This window comes from Gordonia sp. B8661-1 (assembly GCF_059427765.1).
Genome location: NZ_JCAHRL010000006.1, coordinates 52,107 through 73,207 on the forward strand (window position 1 = coordinate 52,107; position 21,101 = coordinate 73,207).

Genomic DNA, 21,101 nt, shown 5'->3' on the forward strand with positions numbered 1-21,101 from the left:
GGCCGCATCAGATCGCACCAGGAGGTAGTCCGCAGATGGGATTGTTCTCGTCCGACGGCAAGACCCGCGCGCAGCGTCGGGCCGAGGCCAAGGCACTGAAGGCAAAAGCCAAGCTGGAGGCCAAGCTCCAGGCGAAATCCCACCGGAAGTCCCAGCGATCCCGGCGTCGCGCCGAGGACAAGTACCGGAAGAAGGAACTGAAGCAGCAGGGCAAGGCCGCGAAGGTGGCCGCCAAGGCCCAGGAGAAGGCCTCGAAGGCCGAGACGAAGGCGGTTCTGGCGAAGGCGAAGGTCGACGCGGACGCGAATAAGCTGAGCCCGGCCAGTGTGCGCCGCTATATGACGGTCGCCCGTCTCGTCGCGCCGATCGTGGTGCCCATCGCGTACCGCGCGGCGGTGGCCGCGCGTGGTCAGGTCACCGAACTCCAGGCGCGTCGCGCCGGTGTCTCGGCCGACGTCCTGCGCCAGTTCTCCGGGCCGGGCGCGTCGCTGTCGGCCCGCATCAGCGGGGCACGCAGCGCTCTGGACAAGGTCGCGGCGAAAGACTCGAGTGCCGAGGCCACCGCGTTCGTGTCGGCCATGGCGACCCGTCTCGACAATCTCGCGATCGCGGTCGATGCCGCCGAGACCATGCCGCCCGGGCAGCGCCGCAACGCTCACCAGTCGATCGACAAGGAACTGACGGCCATCGACGCGGACGTCCTCGCCCGCCTGGGCGTGCAGTCCTGACCCACCGCCGCGTCGCCGTGCCGGCGACGGGACGATGGTCCGCTATTTTCACCCGGTCGACTCGGTAGCATCGCAGTCAGGTGGCGGGATACCGGGGAATCCACCGTGTACGACATTTCGCCGACGCAACGCATGAGGGAGCTTGAGCCGATGACTCATCCGGACGACGACACACCGGGCGCCGGGAGCGAAGCGAGCGGGCCCAATCAGTCGGGCGCCGGGAGCGAAGCGAGCGGGCCCACATCGTCACCGGGCGCCGGGAGCGAAGCGAGCGGGCCCAATTCTGCGGGCGCCGGGAGCGAAGCGAGCGGGACCGACTCGCCGAATATCGTTCCGGCGGGTGCGGAGCGTGCGTCGGATCCGGATCAGCTGTCACTCGATGCGCTCGGCGCCGACGAGCGCACTGCCGAGGCGACCGGGGCGGAGCCCGCCAAGAAGGCAGCAGCAAAGAAGGCACCGCCGAAGAAGGCACCCGCGAAGAAGGCTGCTCCGGCAAAGAAGGCAGCGGCGAAAAAGGCTGCGCCCGCCAAGAAGGCGCCGGCGAAAAAGGCACCGCCGAAGACTGCTCCTCCGCAGGCGAGCGGGCCCGGTTCTGCAGGCGCCGGGAGCGAAGCGAGCGGGACTGCGGCGCCGAAGCATGCGGCACCGCCGACGAAGTCACCGGCTCCCGCGGCTCCGCCCGCAGCACCGAAGCACGCGGCGCCTCCGGCCGAGCCGACCGCCCCTGCGGCGTCGACTCCGGCTGCACCGAAGACCCCGGCGGCACCGAAGGCCCCGGCGGCACCGAAGACCCCCGCATCCGAGAAGCCCGGCGCCCCGAAGGCTCCGGAGCCGACGGCGAGCGCACAGCCCGCGGCCTCGAAGGTCGTCGATGTGGTGGCCGAATCCGATGCTCGGCGAGCCACTTTCGCGCAACTGCGGTCCGGCGCGCCCACCGAATTGCCGACCAACGATCGTCGCATCCCGATCGCGGCCGCAGCACTCGCGGCCGCGCTGTTCATCCTGATCACCGTGCTGCGGCGGCGCGCCCGCGACTGACGGGCGCCCCGTCAGCGGGTGCGGGCGCGAGTGATGATCGCGTCGGCGACCTCGGCGGGCCGCTTTTCCGGCAGCCAGTGATCGGCTCCGCGGATCACGCGGAACTCGTACGGTGCCTGCACCCACCGAGACGTGAGTCGGGCGCCCGCCCGGCCCAGCGCCATGTCCCGATCGCTCCAGAGGTACGTCGTCGGAACCGTCACCGGCCGTGGACGATCCGGCCGGGCGGTGAACGGGATGCCGCGGTACCAGTTCAGACCTCCGCTCAGCGCACCCGAGTCGACGATCTCCTCGTAGGTCGCGCCCGGATGTGCTTCGCGCACACCGAGTTTGGTCAGCGCCCGCGGTGATCGAAGAAGCTTGCCGATCAGCAGTTCCGGGATCTTCGGCAGGTTGAACAACGCCATGTACCAGGACTTGACGAGCTGACCGCGCGGCATGGCCTGGATGAAGGCACCCGTGTGCGGCACGGACAGCGCGGTCAGCGTCCGTATCCGATCCGGGTGGGCACCGGCCACGGCCCAGGCGACGGCGGCACCCCAGTCGTGTCCGACGAGGTGCACCGGGCCGGCATCGACGGCATCGATCAGTGCGAGGACATCGCCGACGAGTTCGCCGATCGCGTAATCCCGCCTGCGCGCCGGCCGGGCGCGCGGCGAGTATCCACGCTGATCCGGGGCGATGGTCCGGAAGCCCTCGGCGTGCAGGAGGCGTGCGACCTCGTTCCACGACGATGCGCGCTGCGGAAATCCATGCAGCAGCACGACAACCGGCCCGTCGATCGGCCCCTCGTCGATGACATCAAAAAAGTATGGGCCATTGACGAATTCGGTCAGCCGGCCGGTCACGGTCAGCGCCCCGGCAGGTGGCGCAACGCCTTGACGGCCATCGGGGTCAACGCCCGATAGATGTTCTTCGGGATGAGGGGCGCCTTGTCGATGCCGATGAAGCGCTGTTCGGCGACGGTCTGCGGCTCGGTGTACTTGATCAGCCCCTCCTCGCCGTGGCGCCGCCCCATACCCGAGACGCCCATGCCGCCCATCGGAGCGGCCGTCGACGCCCAGGCGGCGCCGTAGCCCTCGTTGATGTTGACCGTGCCCGCGCGCAGGCGATCGGCGACGGCGTTGGCCTCGTCGCTGCTGCCCGCGAAAACGCTGGCGTTCAAGCCGTATTCGGTGTCGTTGGCCAGCTTCACGGCCTCGTCGGTGGAGTCGACCGGGTAGATCGCCACGACCGGACCGAAGGTCTCGTTCCGGTAGCAGTCCATCTCCTCGGTGACGCCGCTCAGGACGGTCGGCTCGAAGAAGTACGGGCCGAGGTCCGCCCGGCGACGACCACCGGCGACCACCGTGGCGCCCTTGGCGACCGCGTCCTTCACGTGTGCCTCGGTGCCGTCGATCTGCGCCGCCGATGCCAGCGAGCCCATGTCGGCGGTGAAGTCGTAGGCTGCGTTCAGCGTCATGCCGGACACGAATTCACCGAACCGCCGGGTGAATTCGTCGGCGATCGCCTTGTCGACGTAGAGCCGCTCGATGGAGATGCAGAGCTGCCCGGAATTCGAATAGCAGGCGCGCGCAGCACCTTCCACGGCCCGGTCGATATCGGCCGATGCGGTGACGATCATCGGGTTCTTGCCACCCAGTTCGGCGGAGAAGCCGATGAGGCGACGACCGGCCTGCTCGGCGAGGTCGGCGCCGGTCTGCGACGATCCGGTGAACATCACATAGTCGGTGCTGGCCATGATGGCCTGTCCCACAACGCTTCCCGGTCCGGGAACGACGGCGAACAGCTCCGGCGGAAGTCCCGCCTCGTAGAGCAGTTCGGCGACGGCGAGCGCACAGTACGGAGTCTGGCTGTCGGGCTTGATCACGACCGCGTTGCCCGCGAGGAGCGCGGGAACCGCATCGGAGACGGCCAGGGTGATCGGGTAGTTCCACGGGCTGATCACGCCGACCACACCCTTGGGCTGATACCGCACGCGCACGCTCGTGGCGCCCGGCAGCATGCCCTTGACCCGCTTCTCCGACAACATCTTCGGCCCGTTCTGGGCATAGAAGCGGGCCGTGAGCGCGACGTCGAGAACCTCCTCCTGGGCGTAGATCCGGGCCTTGCCGGTCTCCGCCTGGGCGATGTCCATCAGGTCGTCGAGGTGCTCGTAGACGAGTTCGGAGAACCGGTTGATGACCTTCGCACGCTCGGCCGGGGTGCGCAGTGCCCAGCCCTCCTGCGCCACCCGGGCACGGGCGACCGCGGCGTCGAGGTCCTCGGCGGTGCCCACCGGGATGGTCGCCATCTCGATGCCGCTGAACGCTTCGAGCACCGGACGGGTGGGCCGCTTCTCGGCGTCGTCGATGGCCACGAGTGCGGCCAGCCGACGGAAGTAGTCGGGTGTGGGCTTCGGCATGATGGTTCCCCCTCTGGAGTACTGCTCGGTGTGTGGTCTCAGGACTCGGTGGACCCGGCCGCGCCGGAGTCGTCGGTGGCGGGCCCGGCAGCGGCGCCGGCCTCCGCCTGCTCGGTGTTGTCGGCGGCGACGAGCACGATGCCGTCGTCATCGGAGTAGACGATGTCGCCGGATTCGAAGGTCTCCCCGCCGATGGTCACCGGCACATCGCGGTCGCCGACCCCCGATTTGCTGGACTTCCGCGGATTGGTGCCGAGTGCCTTGACCCCGATCTCCATCTCGCCGATCGCCTTCGCGTCGCGGATCGCGCCGTTGACGATGATGCCGACCCAGCCGTTGGAACGCGCCAACTCGGCGATGATGTCGCCGACGAGCGCGGTGTGCACCGACTCGGCACCGTCGACGACCAGCACGCCGCCGGGATTGGATTCACCGAGAATCGACTTGAGCAGTGCGTTGTCCTGGAAACACTTCACCGTGGTCACCCGGCCGACGAATTCGCGGGCGCCACCGAACTGGGTGAACTGGGTGTCGCAGCTGCGGACGCCATCGCCGATCTCGTCCACCAGATCCGCGGTCGGGGTAAAGGTCAGGTCAGTCATGGCCCCATTCTAGGTGTCACCCCGACTACCTGTGACGGGGCGGTACAGACAAACCTCCGCGGACCGGTCAGTTCTCCTGTGGCTTGGCCAGCGGGAAGGCCAGTGATTCCCGGATCGACTGACCGGTAATGAGCATGACGACCCGGTCCACGCCGACGCCGAGGCCGCCGGTCGGCGGCATCGCGTATTCGAGGGCGGTGAGGAAGTCCTCGTCGAGTTCCATCGCCTCGGCGTCGCCTCCCGCGGCTAGGACCGACTGCGCCGTGAGCCGCTTGCGTTGCTCCACCGGATCGGTCAGCTCGGTGTAGGCCGTCCCCAGCTCGACTCCCCAGGCCACCAGATCCCAGCGCTCGGCGACCCCGGGTACGTCGCGGTGCGCCCGGGTCAGCGGCGACGTCGACGTCGGGAAGTCGATGTAGAAGGTCGGGAAGGTGGTGCGGTCCTCGCCGAGATGTTCGTAGAGTTCGAGGATGATCTGACCGGCGTCCCAATCGGTCCGGTAGGCGATGCCGAGACGATCGCAGATGGCGCGCAGTTCATCGACGCCGGTATCCGGGGTGATGTCGGCACCGGCACCCTCCGACACCACCTCGTGGACGGTACGGATGGGCCACGGCCCGGAGATGTCGACGGTTTCGGTCGTACCGTCGTCCGTGGTGCGCACGATCACCGGTTCGCCGTACGCGGCAATCGCCGCGTTCTGGATCATCTCCCGCGTCAGGTCGAGCATCTGGCGGTAATCACCGTGTGCCGCATAGGCTTCGAGGCTGGTGAACTCCGGATTGTGGCTGAAGTCGACGCCCTCGTTGCGGAAGTTCCGTCCGATCTCGAAAACCTTCTCGACGCCGCCGACGCACAGTCGTTTGAGGTACAGCTCGGGCGCGATGCGCAGGTACAGATCCAGATCGTAGGCGTTGATATGCGTGCGGAAGGGTGTCGCGTTGGCGCCGCCGTGCACCTGCTGCAGCATCGGCGTCTCCACCTCCAGATATCCACGTGCGGTGAGGAAGTCACGCATGGACCGCACCACCGCACTGCGGATGGCCAGCAGTTCGCGCGTCCGCGGGTTGATCGCGAGATCCAGATACCGTTGCCGCACCCGCGCTTCCGGGTCGGCCAGGCCGCTCCACTTGTCCGGGAGCGGGTGCAGGCATTTGCCGAGCATCCGCCAGGACGTGGCGAGGACCGACAGTTCCCCGCGCCTGCTGGTGCCGATCTCGCCGGTCACCTCGATCAGGTCTCCCAGGTCCACCGTGGATGCGAAATCCGGTGCGCCGGAATCCATGACCGCAGCGTCGACGAGTATCTGGATCTCCCCGGACCAGTCGTGTATCAGCGCGAAGACCACCTTCCCGAAGTCCCGCTCGCGGGTGATGCGACCCGCGATCCGCACCGGGGTGCCGAGAGGAGCTGCGATCGCCTGTGCGATGGTGTGCGTCGGCGGATCGGCCGGCGGGTACGGATCGATACCGTCGGCGACGAGCTTGTCGAGTTTCGCCAACCGGACCCGCACCTGTTCGGGCCGGTGCACCTCCGACTTCTCCGCCTCACTCTCCGAGCCGAGTAACGCGATGAGTTCGTCGGCGTCGACGCCCGGCGGAATGGCTCCCTCGCCCCCGACGTAGTGCCGCTCACGTCCGAAGCGAGGGAGCCGTACGAAGCCTTCCGCGATGACCGCGGCCAGTCCGACCCGCGGAAGCACCCGCGAATCCTCGAAGGTCAGGAATCGGGGCTCCCAGTCCGGCTGATACTTCGCGTTCGACTTGTAGAGCGATTCCATCTGGAAGAACCGCGAGCCGAACATCAGCGCCGAATACGTCAGCCGCATGACGGGGCCAGCGCCCATCTCGCCTCCGCGTTCGAAGAACGCGCGAAAAGTGGCGAAGTTCAACGAGATCCGCGTGACTCCGTAGCGGGGTCCGGTGGTGGCGAGTTCGGTGACCATGGCCTCGACCAGACCGTTCACCGCGTCGCGGTCGCGGCGCATCACATCGAGCGAGACACCGTTGCGGCCCCACGGCACGAAGGACAGCATGCCGACGACCCGCTCGTCGTCGGTGCCCGCCGCGGACACCGCCTCCACCAGGAGACAGTTGCCGTCCTGCACATCGCCGAGACGGCCGAGCGCCATCGCGAAACCGCGTTCCTCGTCGGTGTCACGCCAGTCGTCGGCACGCTTCACCATGGCCGTCAGCTCGTCGGCGTCCAACTCGCCGTGCCTGCGGATGCGGATGGTGATCCCGGCCCGCCGCGTGCGGGTGACCGCCTGCCGCACGCTCTTCATCGCCGGACCGCTGAGGGTGTACTTCCGGCACTCGATGATCGCTTCGTCGCCGATGTTCAGGCTGTCGAGTCCGGCTTTCACATAGGCATGTGCACCGCGGCTGCTCGAGCCCATCGACGACGGATGCCAACCGTATCGGTCGCACAGCGTGAGGAATTCCGCGACGGCGTCATCCCAGGAGGCCGGGTCGCCGACCGGGTCGCCGCCCGCCACGGCGACACCCACTTCCACGCGGTAGGTGATGGCCGCGCGACCGTCCGGCGAGAACACCACCGCCTTGTCACGGCGGGTGGAGAAGTAGGCCAGCGAATCGTCGTCGTTGTACCGGGAGATGAGCGCACGGACGAGCTTCTCGTCGTCGGAGGTGATGAGCGAACGCAGCCGGACGGAGCGGAAGAGCACGATGGTGGCGGCGATCAGGGCCAGCGCGCCGAACAGGCCGAGCATCCCGTTGACCACGTGGTACGCGTGTCTGCCGCCGAAGGCCGGCTGGGCGTCGATCGTGGTGAACGCGACCACCCGATTGAAGGCGTAGGGCAATCGGTCGGCGCGGGTCAGCGTGTGCGGGAACAGCCAGACGAGACCCCAGCCCAGCAGGGTGCCGATGGTCATGCCCACGACCAGAACACCGAGCGCGGCCGGCACCGCGCCACGCCGGACCCGTGTGTAGAACTGCCGGTGGGTCGCCAGCAGGAAGATCAGGGCCGCGACGTCGATGGTGATACCGATGGCCAGATTGATGCGGTCGCTCTCGGTGACCGCGAGCGTATCCGCGAAGGCCGGCACCTGATAGATCGCGCTGCCGATGATGAAGAGGATCAGATAACCGACGACGATCCACCAGGCGATGCGCTTGCGCGCCCCCAGTGCGACGGACAGCAGCGCGAGGACGAATGCCCACGCAAAGCTGGTGTCCGGCAACGTCATCACGAAGGTGTCGACGTAGTCGCGTGGGACATGGATCAGTCGCCGGAAGGCGGGGAAGACACTGGACAGCAGCGCGATGCCGGCGAGCACACCGACCACGCCGCCCACGATGCGCGGAGCGTTCCGTCCGAACCCGCCGGGTTCGCGCATGTGATCGACGAGTTTCCGCGAACGCACTTCGGCGGCGTTCTCCTGCAACGTCATGGGGACACGGTAATCCGGTTCACCGGTGGGGCGCGTTGGAAAGTGGCGTTCCGACAGGTGGGTCACCATCGGGCAGAATCATGCGTGTGGACGAGATTCCGATACGCGACGATTCCATCCGGCTCGGTCAGTTCCTGAAGCTGGCGAACCTGATCGACACCGGCGCCGAGGCGAAGCTGGTGATCGCCGACGGTGTGGTTCTGGTGAACGGCGACGTCGAAACCCGACGCGGACGACAACTGGTGCCGGGTGATGTGGTGGAGATCGAGAACGGCCCCGCGGTGCGCGTCACCGCCGGGTGATGGCCCGGCGGCGACGCCGCGGTCAGGACGAGAGGCGCTCGAGTTCGGCCGGCGTGGCGAGGCGTTCGGCCTCCGCCGGGAACATACGCGAGGTGCGCATCCGTCCGAGACGACGTCCGGTGATCGAGCCGAGAACCGACCGGCGCAGGCCGGTCCGGGGACCCAATACCGAGGTTGCCGACTTCATTCGGATCACTTCCCTGTTCGCTCGTGACTTGTCGTCGACCCGAGCTGCGCTCGGGCGCCGAGGACAGCATATGTTTGCTGTCACGGACTTGGCGTTCACATCACTGTAGCCGTTTTCGTACGGTTATCACAATGTGATCTGCACCCGGCGTGCCGGTTGCTTCCGGGGGCACTCACCTGGGCTTATCGACGGTCGAGCGGCAGGCGTTACGCGCCTTGCCGAACACCCTCCGCGATGCGGTCGCCGATGGTCTGATCGACGTTCCGCCAGTACTCGAACGCACGCTCCAGAACCGGCTCCGTGACACCGTCGGACAGGTGGCCGACGACGTTGCTGACGAGCCGGTCGCGGGCCGCGTCATCCATCACCTCGCGCACGAGCGTGCCCGCCTGGCCCCAGTCGTCGTCCTCGGGATGGTCGACGTACGCAGACCGTACGATCTCCCCGTCGGCCGCCCACTGCGGCTCCGGCTGCCCGGGATAATCCGCCGCCGGACCGCCCTTGGAGTTCGGGGCGTACACCGGATCGGACACCGGGTGAATTCGCATCGCGCCGTCCTTGGAGTAGCTGCGGACCTCGTTGCGCGGCATGTTGACCGGAATCTGCTTGTAGTTGGCTCCGATGCGGGCCCGGTGTGCGTCGGAGTACGAGAACACCCGGCCGAGCAGCATGCGGTCGGGACTGAATCCGATGCCCGGGACCACATTGCTCGGCTCGAAGGCCGCCTGTTCGATCTGCGAGTGGTGATCGGTCGGGTTCGTGTGCAGCGTCATCTTGCCGACCTCGTGCAGCGGGTAATCGCTGTGCGGCCACACCTTGGTCAGGTCGAACGGGTTGAACCGGTAGGTCTTGGCATCGTCGAAGGGCATCAGCTGCACCTTCAGCGTCCAGCTCGGATGATTGCCCTTGGCGATGTTGTCGAAGAGGTCGCGCGTGTGGAAGTCACCGTCGGAGCCCGCGAGCTTGTCGGCCTCCTCCTGGGTGAGGAAATCGACGCCCTGATCGGTGATGAAGTGATACTTGACCCAGTGCTTGACGCCGTCGGCATTGACCCACAGGTAGGTGTGCGAGCTGTAGCCGTTCATGTGCCGCCAGCTGCTCGGGATGCCGCGGTCACCCATCAGCCAGGTGACCTGGTGGGCCGACTCCGGCGATAGGGTCCAGAAATCCCACTGCATGTCATGATCGCGTAAGTTGTTGTCCGCCCGGCGTTTCTGCGACCGAATGAAGTGCTGGAACTTCATCGGATCCTTGATGAAGAACACCGGGGTGTTGTTGCCGACCATGTCGTAGACGCCCTCGGTGGTGTAGAACTTCAGCGCGAAACCGCGTGGGTCACGCCACGTATCGGGGCTGCCCCGCTCACCGGCGACGGTGGAGAATCGCGCCATCATGTCGGTCTTCACACCCGGCTGGAAGAGCGCGGCGGCCGTGTAGTCGGACACGTCACCGGTGACCTCGAAGGTGCCGAATGCGCCGCTGCCCTTGGCATGTGGCTGACGTTCGGCGATGCGCTCCCGGTTGAACTGCGCCATCTGCTCGAGCAGGTAGTGATCGTGCATGACGATCGGGCCGCCTGCCCCGACGGTCAGCGAATGCTCATCGCTGCCTGCGGGCGCCCCCGAATCGGTGGTCGTGTAATTCTCGGTGTTCGTCTTCTGTTTCGGGTCGTTCTGGGTCGACATATCAACTCCTCGATCTACCGCGTGCGGCGCGACGAATCTCGTCGGGCCCGCATTTCGCCGGTGAATTGAGCGCACCACGTAGCTGCACTCCTGTACCCGTGCTACCACATATTTCGGCGGTCCGCTCGGACCTTCACGTGGCCAGGGCTCGGAATGCGTTCTCGCGGTTGGTATTTGACGGTTGTTCACCGGCGATGACAGTGCGTCGCACGCGGGCTGTGCGTGCGGCACACCGGAGCACCGTGCAGATCACGGGGCTGCTACCGATGGTACGCGGAATCTCGAGGCGACACAGAAGACCTGACCAACGGGCGGAAGCGCGAGCGCCTACCCGGCAGGAGGGGCGAACTCAGCCGACGAGGCCCGCCAGGTGATTTCGGGCCCACTCGACCGCGGTCACGCCCGGCTTCACCTCGAAGGAGGCGTAGTCGTTGTGCGCGCCTGACTGGATGAACCGATTGAACATGACGATCTGCTGCCGCGCCCGCGTATCGCCGAGTTCCTCGACGATCTTTCCCGGGCCGCCCTGCAGGAGGAGTTCGCCGAGGATCGCGGCCGCCTCGGCCTGATACTGACCGATCTGGCTCGGCGTGGGATCACTGGTCTCGGCCAGGTACCCGATGATGCGCGTGAGGTAGTAGTCGCGGGGCACGTTGCAGTACAGGTCGGTCGGCGCGCAGATGGTGAACGATCGCGGCCGCAGCCAGCCCATGCCGTTGAGGCGCGGACCGCCGTTACCCTGCCCGGTGAGGCGCGGACCCACCAGGTTGTCGCGGGCCGATCGTCGCGGATCGGAGATCAGCACGACGCCGGCGACCTGCTGCGGCCGGATTGCCGCACGGCCGGTGCCGATCTCCGACGCGACGTCACCTGCCGCGTCTGCGCCCTGGCTGTATCCGGCGAGCGCGATCTTCGTCCGCGGGCACCGGCGCAGCATCTCCTGTGCGAGTCCGGTGGTGTTCGCGACCGCCTGCGCCTTCGACTTCCCGTAGATCGACTGCTCCCACGGGAACGCCGTCGCGTTGTAACCGACGAATCGGACCTGCGCGCGTGGGCCGAGCCCGGAGGTCATCGCCCGCATGATGCCGGGATTGTGGCCATTGGCCCATGTGCCCGGAACCGCCAGGACATAGAGCGCCGGGCAACCCTCCGGGGCTGCCGCCGCCTTGGGTGCGAATCCGGTTGCACCGGTGAGCATTCCGACTCCCAGGAGGACCGCCGCCACCGTCGCGCGAACACGCGGGCGGTGTGCCCGACCAGTCAACCGCAGAACACCACGCATCCCCGACTCCTCCCGGCTGTCGTCGCCTGAGTTTAGGTCGGTTCGGCCGGTACCGCACCTGGAACAGGTGCCCACAGGACCGCCATCGCGAGGTGCCGCACGTACTCCGGGAGCACCGGCTCGCGAAGCCAATCGACCCGCGACGTCCCGCTGACCACCGCCAGCGCTAGGTCGACGAGTGTCTCCGCCTGGTCGTCGCGGAGTTCGGGCCTGCACTGCTGCAGGAGGTGCCGCCATTCATCGACGTACTCGAGAAAGGTACGGCGCACGCTCGCGTACTCGTCGTCGGCGAGCAAGCCGGCGTTCGACAGGCTCACGGTGGCCACGTCCCAGTGCCGAAAGACGAACTGGGCGTGACGCGTGACCGCCTGCTCGAGGGCGATGGCGGGATCCGAGGTGTCCCGTAGGACCGATACCAGACCGAGCCACAGTGCCTCGAAGGCGCGGGTGATACCGCAGTACAAGATATCCCGCTTGCCGGTGAAGTGGTTGTACACACTGGGGCCCGCGATCCCGACGGTGTCGCCGATGTCATCGAGACTCACATTGGCGTACCCCCGGGTCGCGAAGAGTTCGATCGCCGATTGCAGGAGAGCCTCCCGCCGCGAGTTCGGGGTCAGGCCGCCCGCGTCCTCGGGGCACGCCGCGACCTCCGCCGGATCAGGTTCCGGCACCGACGGTGCCGACCGTCCGGCCAGCACCACCGCATCCGCGACGGCCGCCAGCAGCGCTGCGCGTTCCTCGTTCGGCACGCCGAGCCTGCGATGCGCGGGCCAGTCCATCACCGTGATCACCGACCATGCCACCACACGGGGCGGGATACCGCGCGAGCCGTCCTGGCCGTCCGCCGCGACGGACTCGGTCAGCTCGCGCACGATGCCGTCGATACGGTGATAGAGCTGGTCGTACGCCTCGAACTGCAGGTGCCCGCTGTCCCGCGACCACATCAGTTCGAAACTGCCGCGTTCACTCGCCTCCGGCGCCACCCGGGTGTTCACCTCGGCCCAGTCACCCGCATCGGCGATCGCGGTCTCGTATCGGCTCAGCGCATCGTCGAAGACCGCCACCAGCAGGTCGTGCTTGCTTCGGTAATGCCGGTACAGCGCGCTCGGGACGATGCCGACCCCGGCCGCGATGTCACTCATCCCCACATCGTGATATCCGTTGCGCCGGAACATCTCCGCCGCGGTCGTCAGGATTCGTTGCTTCCGATCCTTGGGTCGTCGACGTATCTCCTGCGGAGCCGCGGCGTCCGCGGCATCCTTCAGGCCGATCTCGCTCATCTCGCATCCCCAGTGCTCATGTCGTGTCACACCCGGGGCCGCCCTCGACGGTTCCCGGCCGGTCGGGCCTCCCCACGCCCGTTGTAACACCTTAGTCATTGAGCGCGCACGGGCCCCTGAGGCGGGTCGGCCTGCCCTGGCGGTCAGCCGCGCGCCGCTCCGGCGGACGCACGGGCACGGTGCCTGCGCACCGCCGCCCGGTTCGCGCAGCGCACCGAGCAGAATCGTTGCCGTCCGTTACGCGTGATGTCGACGACCACGCGATCGCACGATCCGTCGTCGACGCCCGCCTCGCACCGCGCCAGCCGGGTCATGCCACGGGTCGTGAGATGCAGTGCAGTGCCGACGGTGATGACGGCGAGCAGGACCTCGGGCAGCGACTGCCCGTCGTCGCGGTAGTGGAGATGCCAGCCCTCCCCGTCGTGATCGGTCAGGCGCGGATAGCTGTTCGCCTCCTTCATCAGGGCGTTCAGCAGAGCGGCACGCGCAGCCTGATCGGTCTCGTCGACGACGGTCAGCCACCGATCGATGACGTCCCTGGTCCGGGGGTGATCGTCGGCGTGCACGGGGAAGTCCATCGTCATGCCGAACTCCCTGGTACGGGCGACGATCCCGGCGCGGTCCACGGGCCAGTCGCCGGCGAGGGAGGCCGCCATCAGCACCGCGTATTCACCGTAAGGGTTGAGATGCATAAGGCCATTACAGCACGCTTGAGGGCATGACACGTTCACCGCACACGACGACCGGCCCCGAACACTGCGACCACCGCACCCCGGCGCAGTGCTGCGAACACGCCTGGGCCGTGGAATCACGTCACACGGTGATGAATGGTGTTGTGCTGTACCAGAAATGCGTTCGCTGCGGGACGCGGCGTATCGACCGGTGGACACCCGGCGAGATCGTCCCGCGGCCGAGCAGCCGTGAGGTCGGCGGCGTCGGCTGAACCGCGACCGGACGACCGCGCGCCCCGAAGGACATCCCTTCGGGGCGCGCGGAATCCGCCTCAGCAGATCAGACGACCGTCAGATCAGATGACGCGGAAGGTCTTGCCGCTGCAGGAGCCCTTCTGGTCGGCTCCGAGCGAGCCGAAGGCCGGGCCCGCGAGATTCGTGATCTTCGCGGTCACCTGGATGCGGCCGGGACCGGTCTGCACACCCTTCGCGACAGTGAGGCCACCCTCGGGGGTGACGTCGACACTGTCCTCGGCCTTACCGGATTTACCGGTGCTCAGGTTCTTCCACTCGAAGACCACCTTCTGCTGGTGGCTCAGCGGCAGTGCCGGGACGCTGCGCGCGCTGAAGTCGGCCTTACCCCGCACCGGCGCCTCACGGTAGGGCGACCCGGCGAGGATGCGGTAGGACTGCCCGGCCGAGACCTCGGTCTTCGCGGGAACGCCGGTGTACGGGTCGGCCACGGACGCCGAGCAGATGGTGGTCTGCTGCGAGTACTTCGGGGGCTTGGGTGCGGCGTCAGCGGTTCCGGCCGCAGCTCCGACCAGCCCGGCCGCGGCTCCGGCGGCGGCGACCAGCCCTGCGGCGCGCACCAGGCGACTCTTTCCTGCGACTCGATTGATCTCTGTCATCGGACACTCCTCGTTCGTGCGATCAGCAAACCTGTCGTGATCACGCAACCGTCAAGCGGCGCGCAACCGTCGGTCAGCGTAGCGAACGATGGCCGCCTCCGCCGGATGAGCTCGACCGAATGTGCACATCAAATCGTTGCGGACGCAATGAGATTCGCGTAAACGAGCCCGGCACCTGATCGGTGCCGGGCTCGTCCGAAATGCGATGAATCAGCGCTGCGCGACCTGCGTCGGAACGATCGGCGTCGGCAGATCCGAGGCTCCGGTGAGGTACGCATCGGCGGCCGCGGCAGCCGACCGTCCCTCCGCGATGGCCCACACGATCAGCGACTGTCCGCGGCCGGCGTCACCGGCGACGAAGACGCCCGGCTGCCCGGCGGCCGCGAACTGGTCGTCGCGGACGATGTTGCCACGCTGGTCGTATTCGACGCCCAGCTTGTCGAGCAGATCAGCGCGCTCGGGGCCGACGAAGCCCATCGCCAGCAGAACGAGGTCGCATTCGAGCTCGAACTCGCTGCCCTCGACCTTCTCGAAGCGACCGTCACGCATGACGACCTCGTGGGCCTTCAGTGCGGTGACCTTGCCGTCGGTGCCGACGAAGGACTCGGTGTTCACCGAGAAGACGCGCTCGCCGCCCTCCTCATGCGCCGAGGAGACCCGGTACATGAGCGGATAGGTCGGCCACGGCGTGGACTCGGCCCGCTCGGTCGGCGGCTTCGGCATGATCTCGAACTGGTGCACGATCTCCGCACCCTGGCGCAGCGACGTGCCGAGGCAGTCGGCACCGGTGTCGCCACCGCCGATGATGACGACCTTCTTGCCCTTGGCGGAGATCTGACCCTCGACCTCGTCACCGAGCTGCACCCGGTTCGCCTGCGGCAGGAACTCCATCGCCTGATGGATGCCGTCGAGCTCACGGCCCGGGATCGGCAGATCGCGACCGATGGTCGAACCGTTCGCCAGGATCACCGCGTCGAAGTCCTCACGCAGCTGCTCGACGGTCAGGTCGACACCGACATTGACGCCGGTCTTGAAGACGGTGCCCTCGGCCTCCATCTGCGCCAGCCGGCGATCGATGTGCCGCTTCTCCATCTTGAACTCGGGGATGCCGTAGCGGAGCAGGCCGCCGATGCGATCGGCGCGCTCGAAGACCGTCACCGCATGTCCGGCCCGCGTGAGCTGTTGCGCCGCAGCCAGACCCGCGGGTCCGGAACCGACGACCGCGACCTTCTTGTCGGTCGTGACCGACGGCGGCACCGGGGTGACCCAGCCGTTCTCGAAGGCGTTGTCGATGAGTTCGACCTCGACCTGCTTGATCGTCACGGCGGGCTGGTTGATGCCCAGCACGCAGGACGACTCGCAGGGCGCGGGGCACAGCCGCCCGGTGAATTCCGGGAAGTTGTTCGTCGCGTGCAGACGCTCGATACCGTCGCGCCACCGGTCGCTGTAGACCAGGGTGTTCCATTCCGGGATCAGGTTGCCCAGCGGGCAACCGTTGTGACAGAACGGAATACCGCAGTCCATGCAGCGGCTGGCCTGCGTCTTCAGCTCGCCGTGGTCGAAGTCGGTGTAGACCTCTTTCCAGTCGAGCAGGCGCAACTCGACCGGCCTGCGGTCGGGTAGTTCACGCTCGGTGTGCTTGAGAAAACCTCTGGGATCAGCCACGTGCGGCCTCCATGATCGCGTCGTTCACATCTCGTCCATCGCGTTCGGCCGCGGCGATGGCCGCCAGCACCCGCTTGTAGTCACGGGGCATCACCTTCTTGAAGTGCCCCTGAGTCGTCGCCCAGTCATCGAGAATCGCGGCGGCAACCGGTGAATCCGTCTCCGCACGATGCTCATTGATGATGCTCACCAGGAACTCGATGTCATCGGCGTCGAGTTCCTCGATGTCCACCAGTTCGGTGTTCAGGTTGTCGGCGAACGTGCCCGCCGGGTCGTACACGTACGCGATGCCGCCGGACATGCCGGCCGCGAAGTTGCGTCCGGTACCGCCCAGCACCACCACACGACCACCGGTCATGTATTCGCAGCCATGATCGCCCACACCCTCGACGACCGCGGTCACACCCGAGTTACGGACGCAGAACCGTTCGCCGACGACGCCGCGCAGGAAGATGCTGCCCGCGGTGGCGCCGAAGCCGATGACGTTGCCCGCGATGATGTTGTCCTCGGCGACGAAGTCCTCCGGCGCGTTACGTGCCGGACGGATCACGATGCGTCCACCCGAGAGTCCCTTGCCGACGAAGTCGTTGGCATCACCCTCCAGCCGCAGCGTGATGCCCTTGGGCACGAACGCTCCGAAGCTGTTGCCCGCCGAACCATTGAAGTCGATCATGATCGTTCCGTCCGGAAGGCCCTGCGCCCCATAGGCCTTGGTGACCTCGTGACCCAGCATCGTGCCGACCGTGCGGTTGACGTTGGTGATCTTCGAACTGAAGGACACGCGGGTGCCCTTGTCGATGGCCTCCCGGCTCTGTGCGATGAGCTGCTGATCGAGCGCCTTCTCGAGTCCGTGTTCCTGGGTGCCCGAGCAGTACAGGTCCTGGTTCATGAACGGCGAATCCGGCGTTGCCAGAACGGCACTCAGGTCGAGCTTGCCCGCCTTCGACGACTTCCAGTGCTCGAGCGCCTTGGTGGTGTCGAGTGCCTCGACATGCCCCACGGCCTCCTGCAGGGTGCGGAAGCCGAGACGTGCCAGCAGTTCCCGCACCTCCTCGGCGATGTAGAGGAAGAAGTTCTCGACGAACTCCGGCTTGCCCGTGAAACGCTCGCGCAGCAACGGGTTCTGCGTCGCGACGCCCACCGGGCAGGTGTCGAGATGGCAGACGCGCATCATCACGCAGCCCGCAACGACCAGCGGCGCGGTCGCGAAACCGAACTCCTCGCCGCCGAGCAGCGCCGCGACCACCACGTCGCGGCCGGTCTTCAGCTGACCGTCGACCTGCACGACGATGCGGTCGCGAAGACCGTTGAGCAGCAGCGTCTGCTGGGTCTCGGCCAGGCCGATCTCCCACGGTGCGCCCGCGTGCTTCATCGAGGTGAGCGGGGTGGCGCCGGTACCGCCGTCGTGACCGGAGATCAGCACCACGTCGGCATGCGCCTTCGAGACGCCCGCGGCGACGGTGCCGACACCGACCTCGGAGACCAGCTTCACGTGGATGCGGGCCGACGGGTTGGCGTTCTTCAGGTCGTGGATCAGCTGCGCGAGATCCTCGATCGAATAGATGTCGTGATGCGGCGGCGGCGAGATCAGGCCGACACCCGGCGTCGAACCGCGCACCTCGGCGACCCACGGGTACACCTTGTGCGGCGGGAGCTGGCCGCCCTCACCGGGTTTCGCACCCTGCGCCATCTTGATCTGGATGTCGGTGCAGTTCGACAGGTAGTGCGAGGTGACACCGAAGCGTCCGGACGCGACCTGCTTGATGGCACTACGCCGCCAGTCACCGTTCTCGTCGTGATGGAAACGACGCGGATCCTCGCCGCCCTCACCGGAGTTCGAGCGACCGCCGAGACGGTTCATCGCGATCGCGAGGGTCTCGTGCGCCTCCGCCGAGATCGAGCCGAAGCTCATCGCACCGGTGGAGAAACGCTTGACGATCTCGCTCGCCGGCTCGACCTTGTCGATCGGGATCGGATCGCGATCTCCGAAGTTGAAGTCGAAAAGACCACGCAGCGAGGCCATCCGCTTCGACTGGTCGTCGACGAGCTTCGTGTACTCCTTGAAAACCTTGTACTGACCGGTCCGCGTGGCGTGCTGGAGCTTGAACACCGTGTCCGGGTTGAACAGGTGGTACTCGCCCTCACGGCGCCACTGGTATTCGCCGCCCACCTCGAGCTCACGGTGGGCGCGCTCGGTCTGGCGGTCGCTGAAGGCGAGCGCATGGCGGGTCGCGACATCGGCGGCGATCTCGTCGAGACCGATACCGCCGAGCTGGCTGTTGAGGCCGGTGAAGAACTCGTCGACGGTACCCTGCGAGAGCCCGATGACCTGGAAGAGCTGTGCGCCGGTGTACGAGGCGATGGTCGAGATTCCCATCTTGCTCATCACCTTCAGCACACCCTTGCTGGCGGCCTTGATGTAGTTCTTACGGGCGGTCGCGAAGTCGATGTCGCCCAGCACACCGCGTTCGACCATGTCCTCGATCGACTCGAAGGCCATGTACGGGTTCACCGCGCCCGCGCCGAAGCCGACCAGGGCCGCCACGTGGTGGACCTCGCGGCAGTCACCGGATTCGACGACCAGTCCGACGCGGGTGCGCTTGCGCTCGCGCACCAGGTGGTGGTGCACGGCGGCGGTCAGCAGCAGCGACGGGATCGGGGCGTTGGTCTCGTCCGACTCACGATCGGAGAGCACCACGATGGAGACACCGTCGTCGATCGCCGCGGAGACCTGCTCCCGAATGCGGTCGAGCGCCTTGCGCAGCCCTTCCCCGCCTTCGGCAACCGGGTACAGACCGTGGATCTGCAGGCTCCGCAGATCCGGGTAGCGGCCGTCCTCGTCGATGCGCACGAGCTTGGCGAGGGTGTCGTTGTCGATCACCGGCTCGGGGATCTCGATCTTGCGGCACGACTTCGGCGTCGGGTGCAGCAGGTCGCCCTGCGATCCGATGGTGTCGGAGAGTCCGGTCACCACCTCTTCGCGGATGGCGTCCAGCGGCGGGTTGGTCACCTGCGCGAACATCTGCTGGAAGTAGTCGAACAGCATCCGCGGACGTGCGGACAGCACGGCGATCGGGGTGTCGGTGCCCATCGAGCCGATGGCCTCCGCACCGGTCAGCGCCATCGGCTTCACCAGGAGGTCGAGTTCCTCGGTCGTGTAGCCGAAGACCTGCTGCCGCAGGGCAACCCGATGATGCGACATGTGCTCGTGCGGCAGCGCCTTGACGTCGTCGATGTGCACGAGGTTCTCGCCGAGCCAGTCGGCGTACGGATGTTCGGCGGCCAGCTCGTCCTTGATCTCCTCGTCGTCGACGATGCGGCCCGCCTCGGTGTCGACGAGGAACATGCGGCCCGGCTGCAGGCGCAGTTTCTGGACCACGTCGGCGTGATCGATGTCGAGGACACCGACCTCCGACGCCATGACGACGAGTCCGTCCTTGGTGACCCAGATCCGGCTGGGGCGCAGACCATTACGGTCCAGCACGGCGCCCACGACGGTGCCGTCGGTGAAGCAGACCGACGCCGGTCCGTCCCACGGCTCCATCATCGCGGCGTGGAACTCGTAGAAGGCCCGGTGTTCCGGCTTCATCGACTCATGCCGCTCCCAGGCCTCCGGGATCATCATGAGCACGGCGTGCGGCAGGCTGCGACCACCGAGATGCAGCAGTTCGAGGACCTCGTCGAACCGTGCGGTGTCGGAGGCACCCGGCGTGCACACGGGGAAGATCTTCTCCGCGGCATCCGGACCGAACGCGCTGGTGTCGATCAGCGCCTCACGGGCGCGCATCCAGTTCTCGTTGCCGGTGACGGTGTTGATCTCACCGTTGTGGGCGACCCGGCGGAACGGGTGCGCGAGCGGCCACGACGGGAAGGTGTTGGTGGAGAAGCGCGAATGGACAAGGCCCAGAGCGCTTTCCATACGGTCGTCCTGCAGGTCCAGGTAGAACTCGCGGAGCTGCGGCGTGGTGAGCATGCCCTTGAAGACGAAGGTCCGGCCGGACAGGCTCGGGAAGTAGACGGTCTCGCGGCCCGGGCCGTCGGCGCCTGCACCCTTGGTGCCGAGCTCCGACTGCACGCGCTTACGGACGACGAAGGCCTTGCGCTCGAGCTCCATGCCGGACGCACCGCCGATGAAGACCTGGCGGAAGGTCGGCATCGCGTCACGCGCCAGCGCGCCCAGCGAGCTGTCGTCGATCGGCACGTCGCGCCAGCCGAGCAGGGTCAGACCTTCGGACTCGATGATCTTCTCGACGCCGGCGCAGGCCAGCCGGGCGTCCTCGGAGCCCTGCGGCAGGAATGCGATACCGGTGGCGTACTCGCCCTCGGCGGGCAGCTCGAAGTCGACGGATTCACGCAGGAACCGATCCGGGACCTGGATCATGATGCCCGCACCGTCACCGGTGTTCGGTTCCGCGCCCGCGGCGCCACGATGTTCCAGGTTCACCAGCGCGGTGATCGCCTTGTCGACGATGTCGCGGCTACGCCGTCCGTGCATGTCGACAACGAATGCAACGCCACACGAGTCGTGCTCGTTGGCGGGGTCATAGAGCCCAACAGGGCCCGGAGCATGCTTCATTGTTCGCCTCACTTGGTGCGCGACGCTGCGCACGGAATTTCATCCGATAGGTCCAAACGGCATCGCTGTCACCGGCGATTCGGGGGAGTCATGCGGTCCGGGGCTGAATCCGACCGATGTCCCGCAATCGCGTGGCGATGCCCGTGTCAGCGTCATTGCTGACGGCGCACCCGGGCCGATCGACGTGCCCGGTACCACCCTGCTCGCAGAAGCATTGTCGTCCATTTTCTCACGGCAGGCACCCACCGCGGAAATTCGGGCATCGAACACCGTCGTCCGTGCAGGTACACCGTATTTTACGCGAACGAAACATGCACGCGAAAACAGTGGACACGCGCGACCTGTTCCGCCG

Annotated in this window: 16 protein-coding genes; 4 read left to right on the forward strand and 12 right to left on the reverse strand. The window is 67.0% G+C overall.

Annotated elements, in window-relative coordinates; genetic code table 11:
• The first annotated feature begins 35 nt into the window (after positions 1 to 35).
• Complete coding sequence (locus AC4JJG_RS13610; protein ID WP_495398364.1) at positions 36 to 728, forward strand: DUF6474 family protein; 693 nt, start codon at positions 36 to 38, stop codon at positions 726 to 728.
• Between the two features lie 150 nt (positions 729 to 878).
• Positions 879 to 1,766 (forward strand): hypothetical protein, encoded by an 888-nt coding sequence (locus tag AC4JJG_RS13615; protein ID WP_495398363.1) that lies wholly within the window; start codon positions 879 to 881, stop codon positions 1,764 to 1,766.
• An 11-nt stretch (positions 1,767 to 1,777) separates the two neighbouring features.
• Here the strand turns inward: AC4JJG_RS13615 and AC4JJG_RS13620 are convergent, their stop codons facing one another.
• From AC4JJG_RS13620 to lysX, 4 genes are all read right to left on the reverse strand, one after another.
• Positions 1,778 to 2,614, reverse strand: a complete 837-nt coding sequence (locus AC4JJG_RS13620) for an alpha/beta fold hydrolase (protein WP_495398362.1) — start codon at positions 2,612 to 2,614, stop codon at positions 1,778 to 1,780.
• A 2-nt stretch (positions 2,615 to 2,616) separates the two neighbouring features.
• Positions 2,617 to 4,170 (reverse strand): succinic semialdehyde dehydrogenase, encoded by a 1,554-nt coding sequence (locus tag AC4JJG_RS13625; RefSeq protein WP_495398361.1) that lies wholly within the window; start codon positions 4,168 to 4,170, stop codon positions 2,617 to 2,619.
• 38 nt (positions 4,171 to 4,208) lie between these two features.
• Complete coding sequence (rraA, locus tag AC4JJG_RS13630) at positions 4,209 to 4,772, reverse strand: ribonuclease E activity regulator RraA (protein WP_495398360.1); 564 nt, start codon at positions 4,770 to 4,772, stop codon at positions 4,209 to 4,211.
• 67 nt (positions 4,773 to 4,839) lie between these two features.
• Positions 4,840 to 8,187 carry a bifunctional lysylphosphatidylglycerol synthetase/lysine--tRNA ligase LysX gene (lysX, locus tag AC4JJG_RS13635; protein WP_495398359.1) on the reverse strand — a complete coding sequence of 1,116 codons (3,348 nt, stop codon included), beginning with the start codon at positions 8,185 to 8,187 and terminating at the stop codon, positions 4,840 to 4,842.
• Between the two features lie 80 nt (positions 8,188 to 8,267).
• Between lysX and AC4JJG_RS13640 the strand changes: the two genes are divergently transcribed.
• The gene (locus AC4JJG_RS13640) at positions 8,268 to 8,489 is read left to right on the forward strand and encodes an RNA-binding S4 domain-containing protein (RefSeq protein WP_495398358.1); all 222 of its coding nucleotides are present in this window, start codon (positions 8,268 to 8,270) and stop codon (positions 8,487 to 8,489) included.
• 22 nt (positions 8,490 to 8,511) lie between these two features.
• On the opposite strand, the gene AC4JJG_RS13645 is transcribed toward AC4JJG_RS13640, so the two are convergent.
• The 5 genes from AC4JJG_RS13645 to AC4JJG_RS13665 all read right to left on the reverse strand — a co-directional run bounded on the left by AC4JJG_RS13645 (position 8,512) and on the right by AC4JJG_RS13665 (position 13,618).
• Positions 8,512 to 8,676 carry a hypothetical protein gene (locus AC4JJG_RS13645; RefSeq protein WP_495398357.1) on the reverse strand — a complete coding sequence of 55 codons (165 nt, stop codon included), beginning with the start codon at positions 8,674 to 8,676 and terminating at the stop codon, positions 8,512 to 8,514.
• Positions 8,677 to 8,882: 206 nt separating this feature from the next.
• On the reverse strand, positions 8,883 to 10,361 hold the full coding sequence (locus AC4JJG_RS13650) for a catalase (protein ID WP_495398356.1): 1,479 nt from the start codon (positions 10,359 to 10,361) through the stop codon (positions 8,883 to 8,885).
• A gap of 349 nt (positions 10,362 to 10,710) precedes the next feature.
• Complete coding sequence (locus tag AC4JJG_RS13655) at positions 10,711 to 11,559, reverse strand: cutinase family protein (RefSeq protein WP_495398354.1); 849 nt, start codon at positions 11,557 to 11,559, stop codon at positions 10,711 to 10,713.
• A gap of 116 nt (positions 11,560 to 11,675) precedes the next feature.
• Positions 11,676 to 12,926 (reverse strand): TetR/AcrR family transcriptional regulator, encoded by a 1,251-nt coding sequence (locus tag AC4JJG_RS13660; protein WP_495398353.1) that lies wholly within the window; start codon positions 12,924 to 12,926, stop codon positions 11,676 to 11,678.
• Between the two features lie 143 nt (positions 12,927 to 13,069).
• Positions 13,070 to 13,618, reverse strand: a complete 549-nt coding sequence (locus AC4JJG_RS13665; protein WP_495398352.1) for a CGNR zinc finger domain-containing protein — start codon at positions 13,616 to 13,618, stop codon at positions 13,070 to 13,072.
• Positions 13,619 to 13,644: 26 nt separating this feature from the next.
• Between AC4JJG_RS13665 and AC4JJG_RS13670 the strand changes: the two genes are divergently transcribed.
• Positions 13,645 to 13,869 carry a hypothetical protein gene (locus AC4JJG_RS13670; protein ID WP_495398351.1) on the forward strand — a complete coding sequence of 75 codons (225 nt, stop codon included), beginning with the start codon at positions 13,645 to 13,647 and terminating at the stop codon, positions 13,867 to 13,869.
• An 84-nt stretch (positions 13,870 to 13,953) separates the two neighbouring features.
• Here AC4JJG_RS13670 and AC4JJG_RS13675 read toward each other — a convergent pair whose 3' ends face one another.
• The 3 genes from AC4JJG_RS13675 to gltB all read right to left on the reverse strand — a co-directional run bounded on the left by AC4JJG_RS13675 (position 13,954) and on the right by gltB (position 20,749).
• Positions 13,954 to 14,508 carry a hypothetical protein gene (locus AC4JJG_RS13675; RefSeq protein ID WP_495398350.1) on the reverse strand — a complete coding sequence of 185 codons (555 nt, stop codon included), beginning with the start codon at positions 14,506 to 14,508 and terminating at the stop codon, positions 13,954 to 13,956.
• A gap of 210 nt (positions 14,509 to 14,718) precedes the next feature.
• Positions 14,719 to 16,173, reverse strand: coding sequence for a glutamate synthase subunit beta (locus tag AC4JJG_RS13680; protein ID WP_495398349.1), 1,455 nt, complete (start codon positions 16,171 to 16,173; stop codon positions 14,719 to 14,721).
• A complete protein-coding gene (gene gltB, locus AC4JJG_RS13685) occupies positions 16,166 to 20,749 on the reverse strand; it encodes a glutamate synthase large subunit (protein WP_495398348.1) in 4,584 nt (1,527 codons plus the stop codon). The genes AC4JJG_RS13680 and gltB overlap by 8 nt, the downstream gene beginning before the upstream one ends.
• Positions 20,750 to 21,101: the final 352 nt, after the last annotated feature.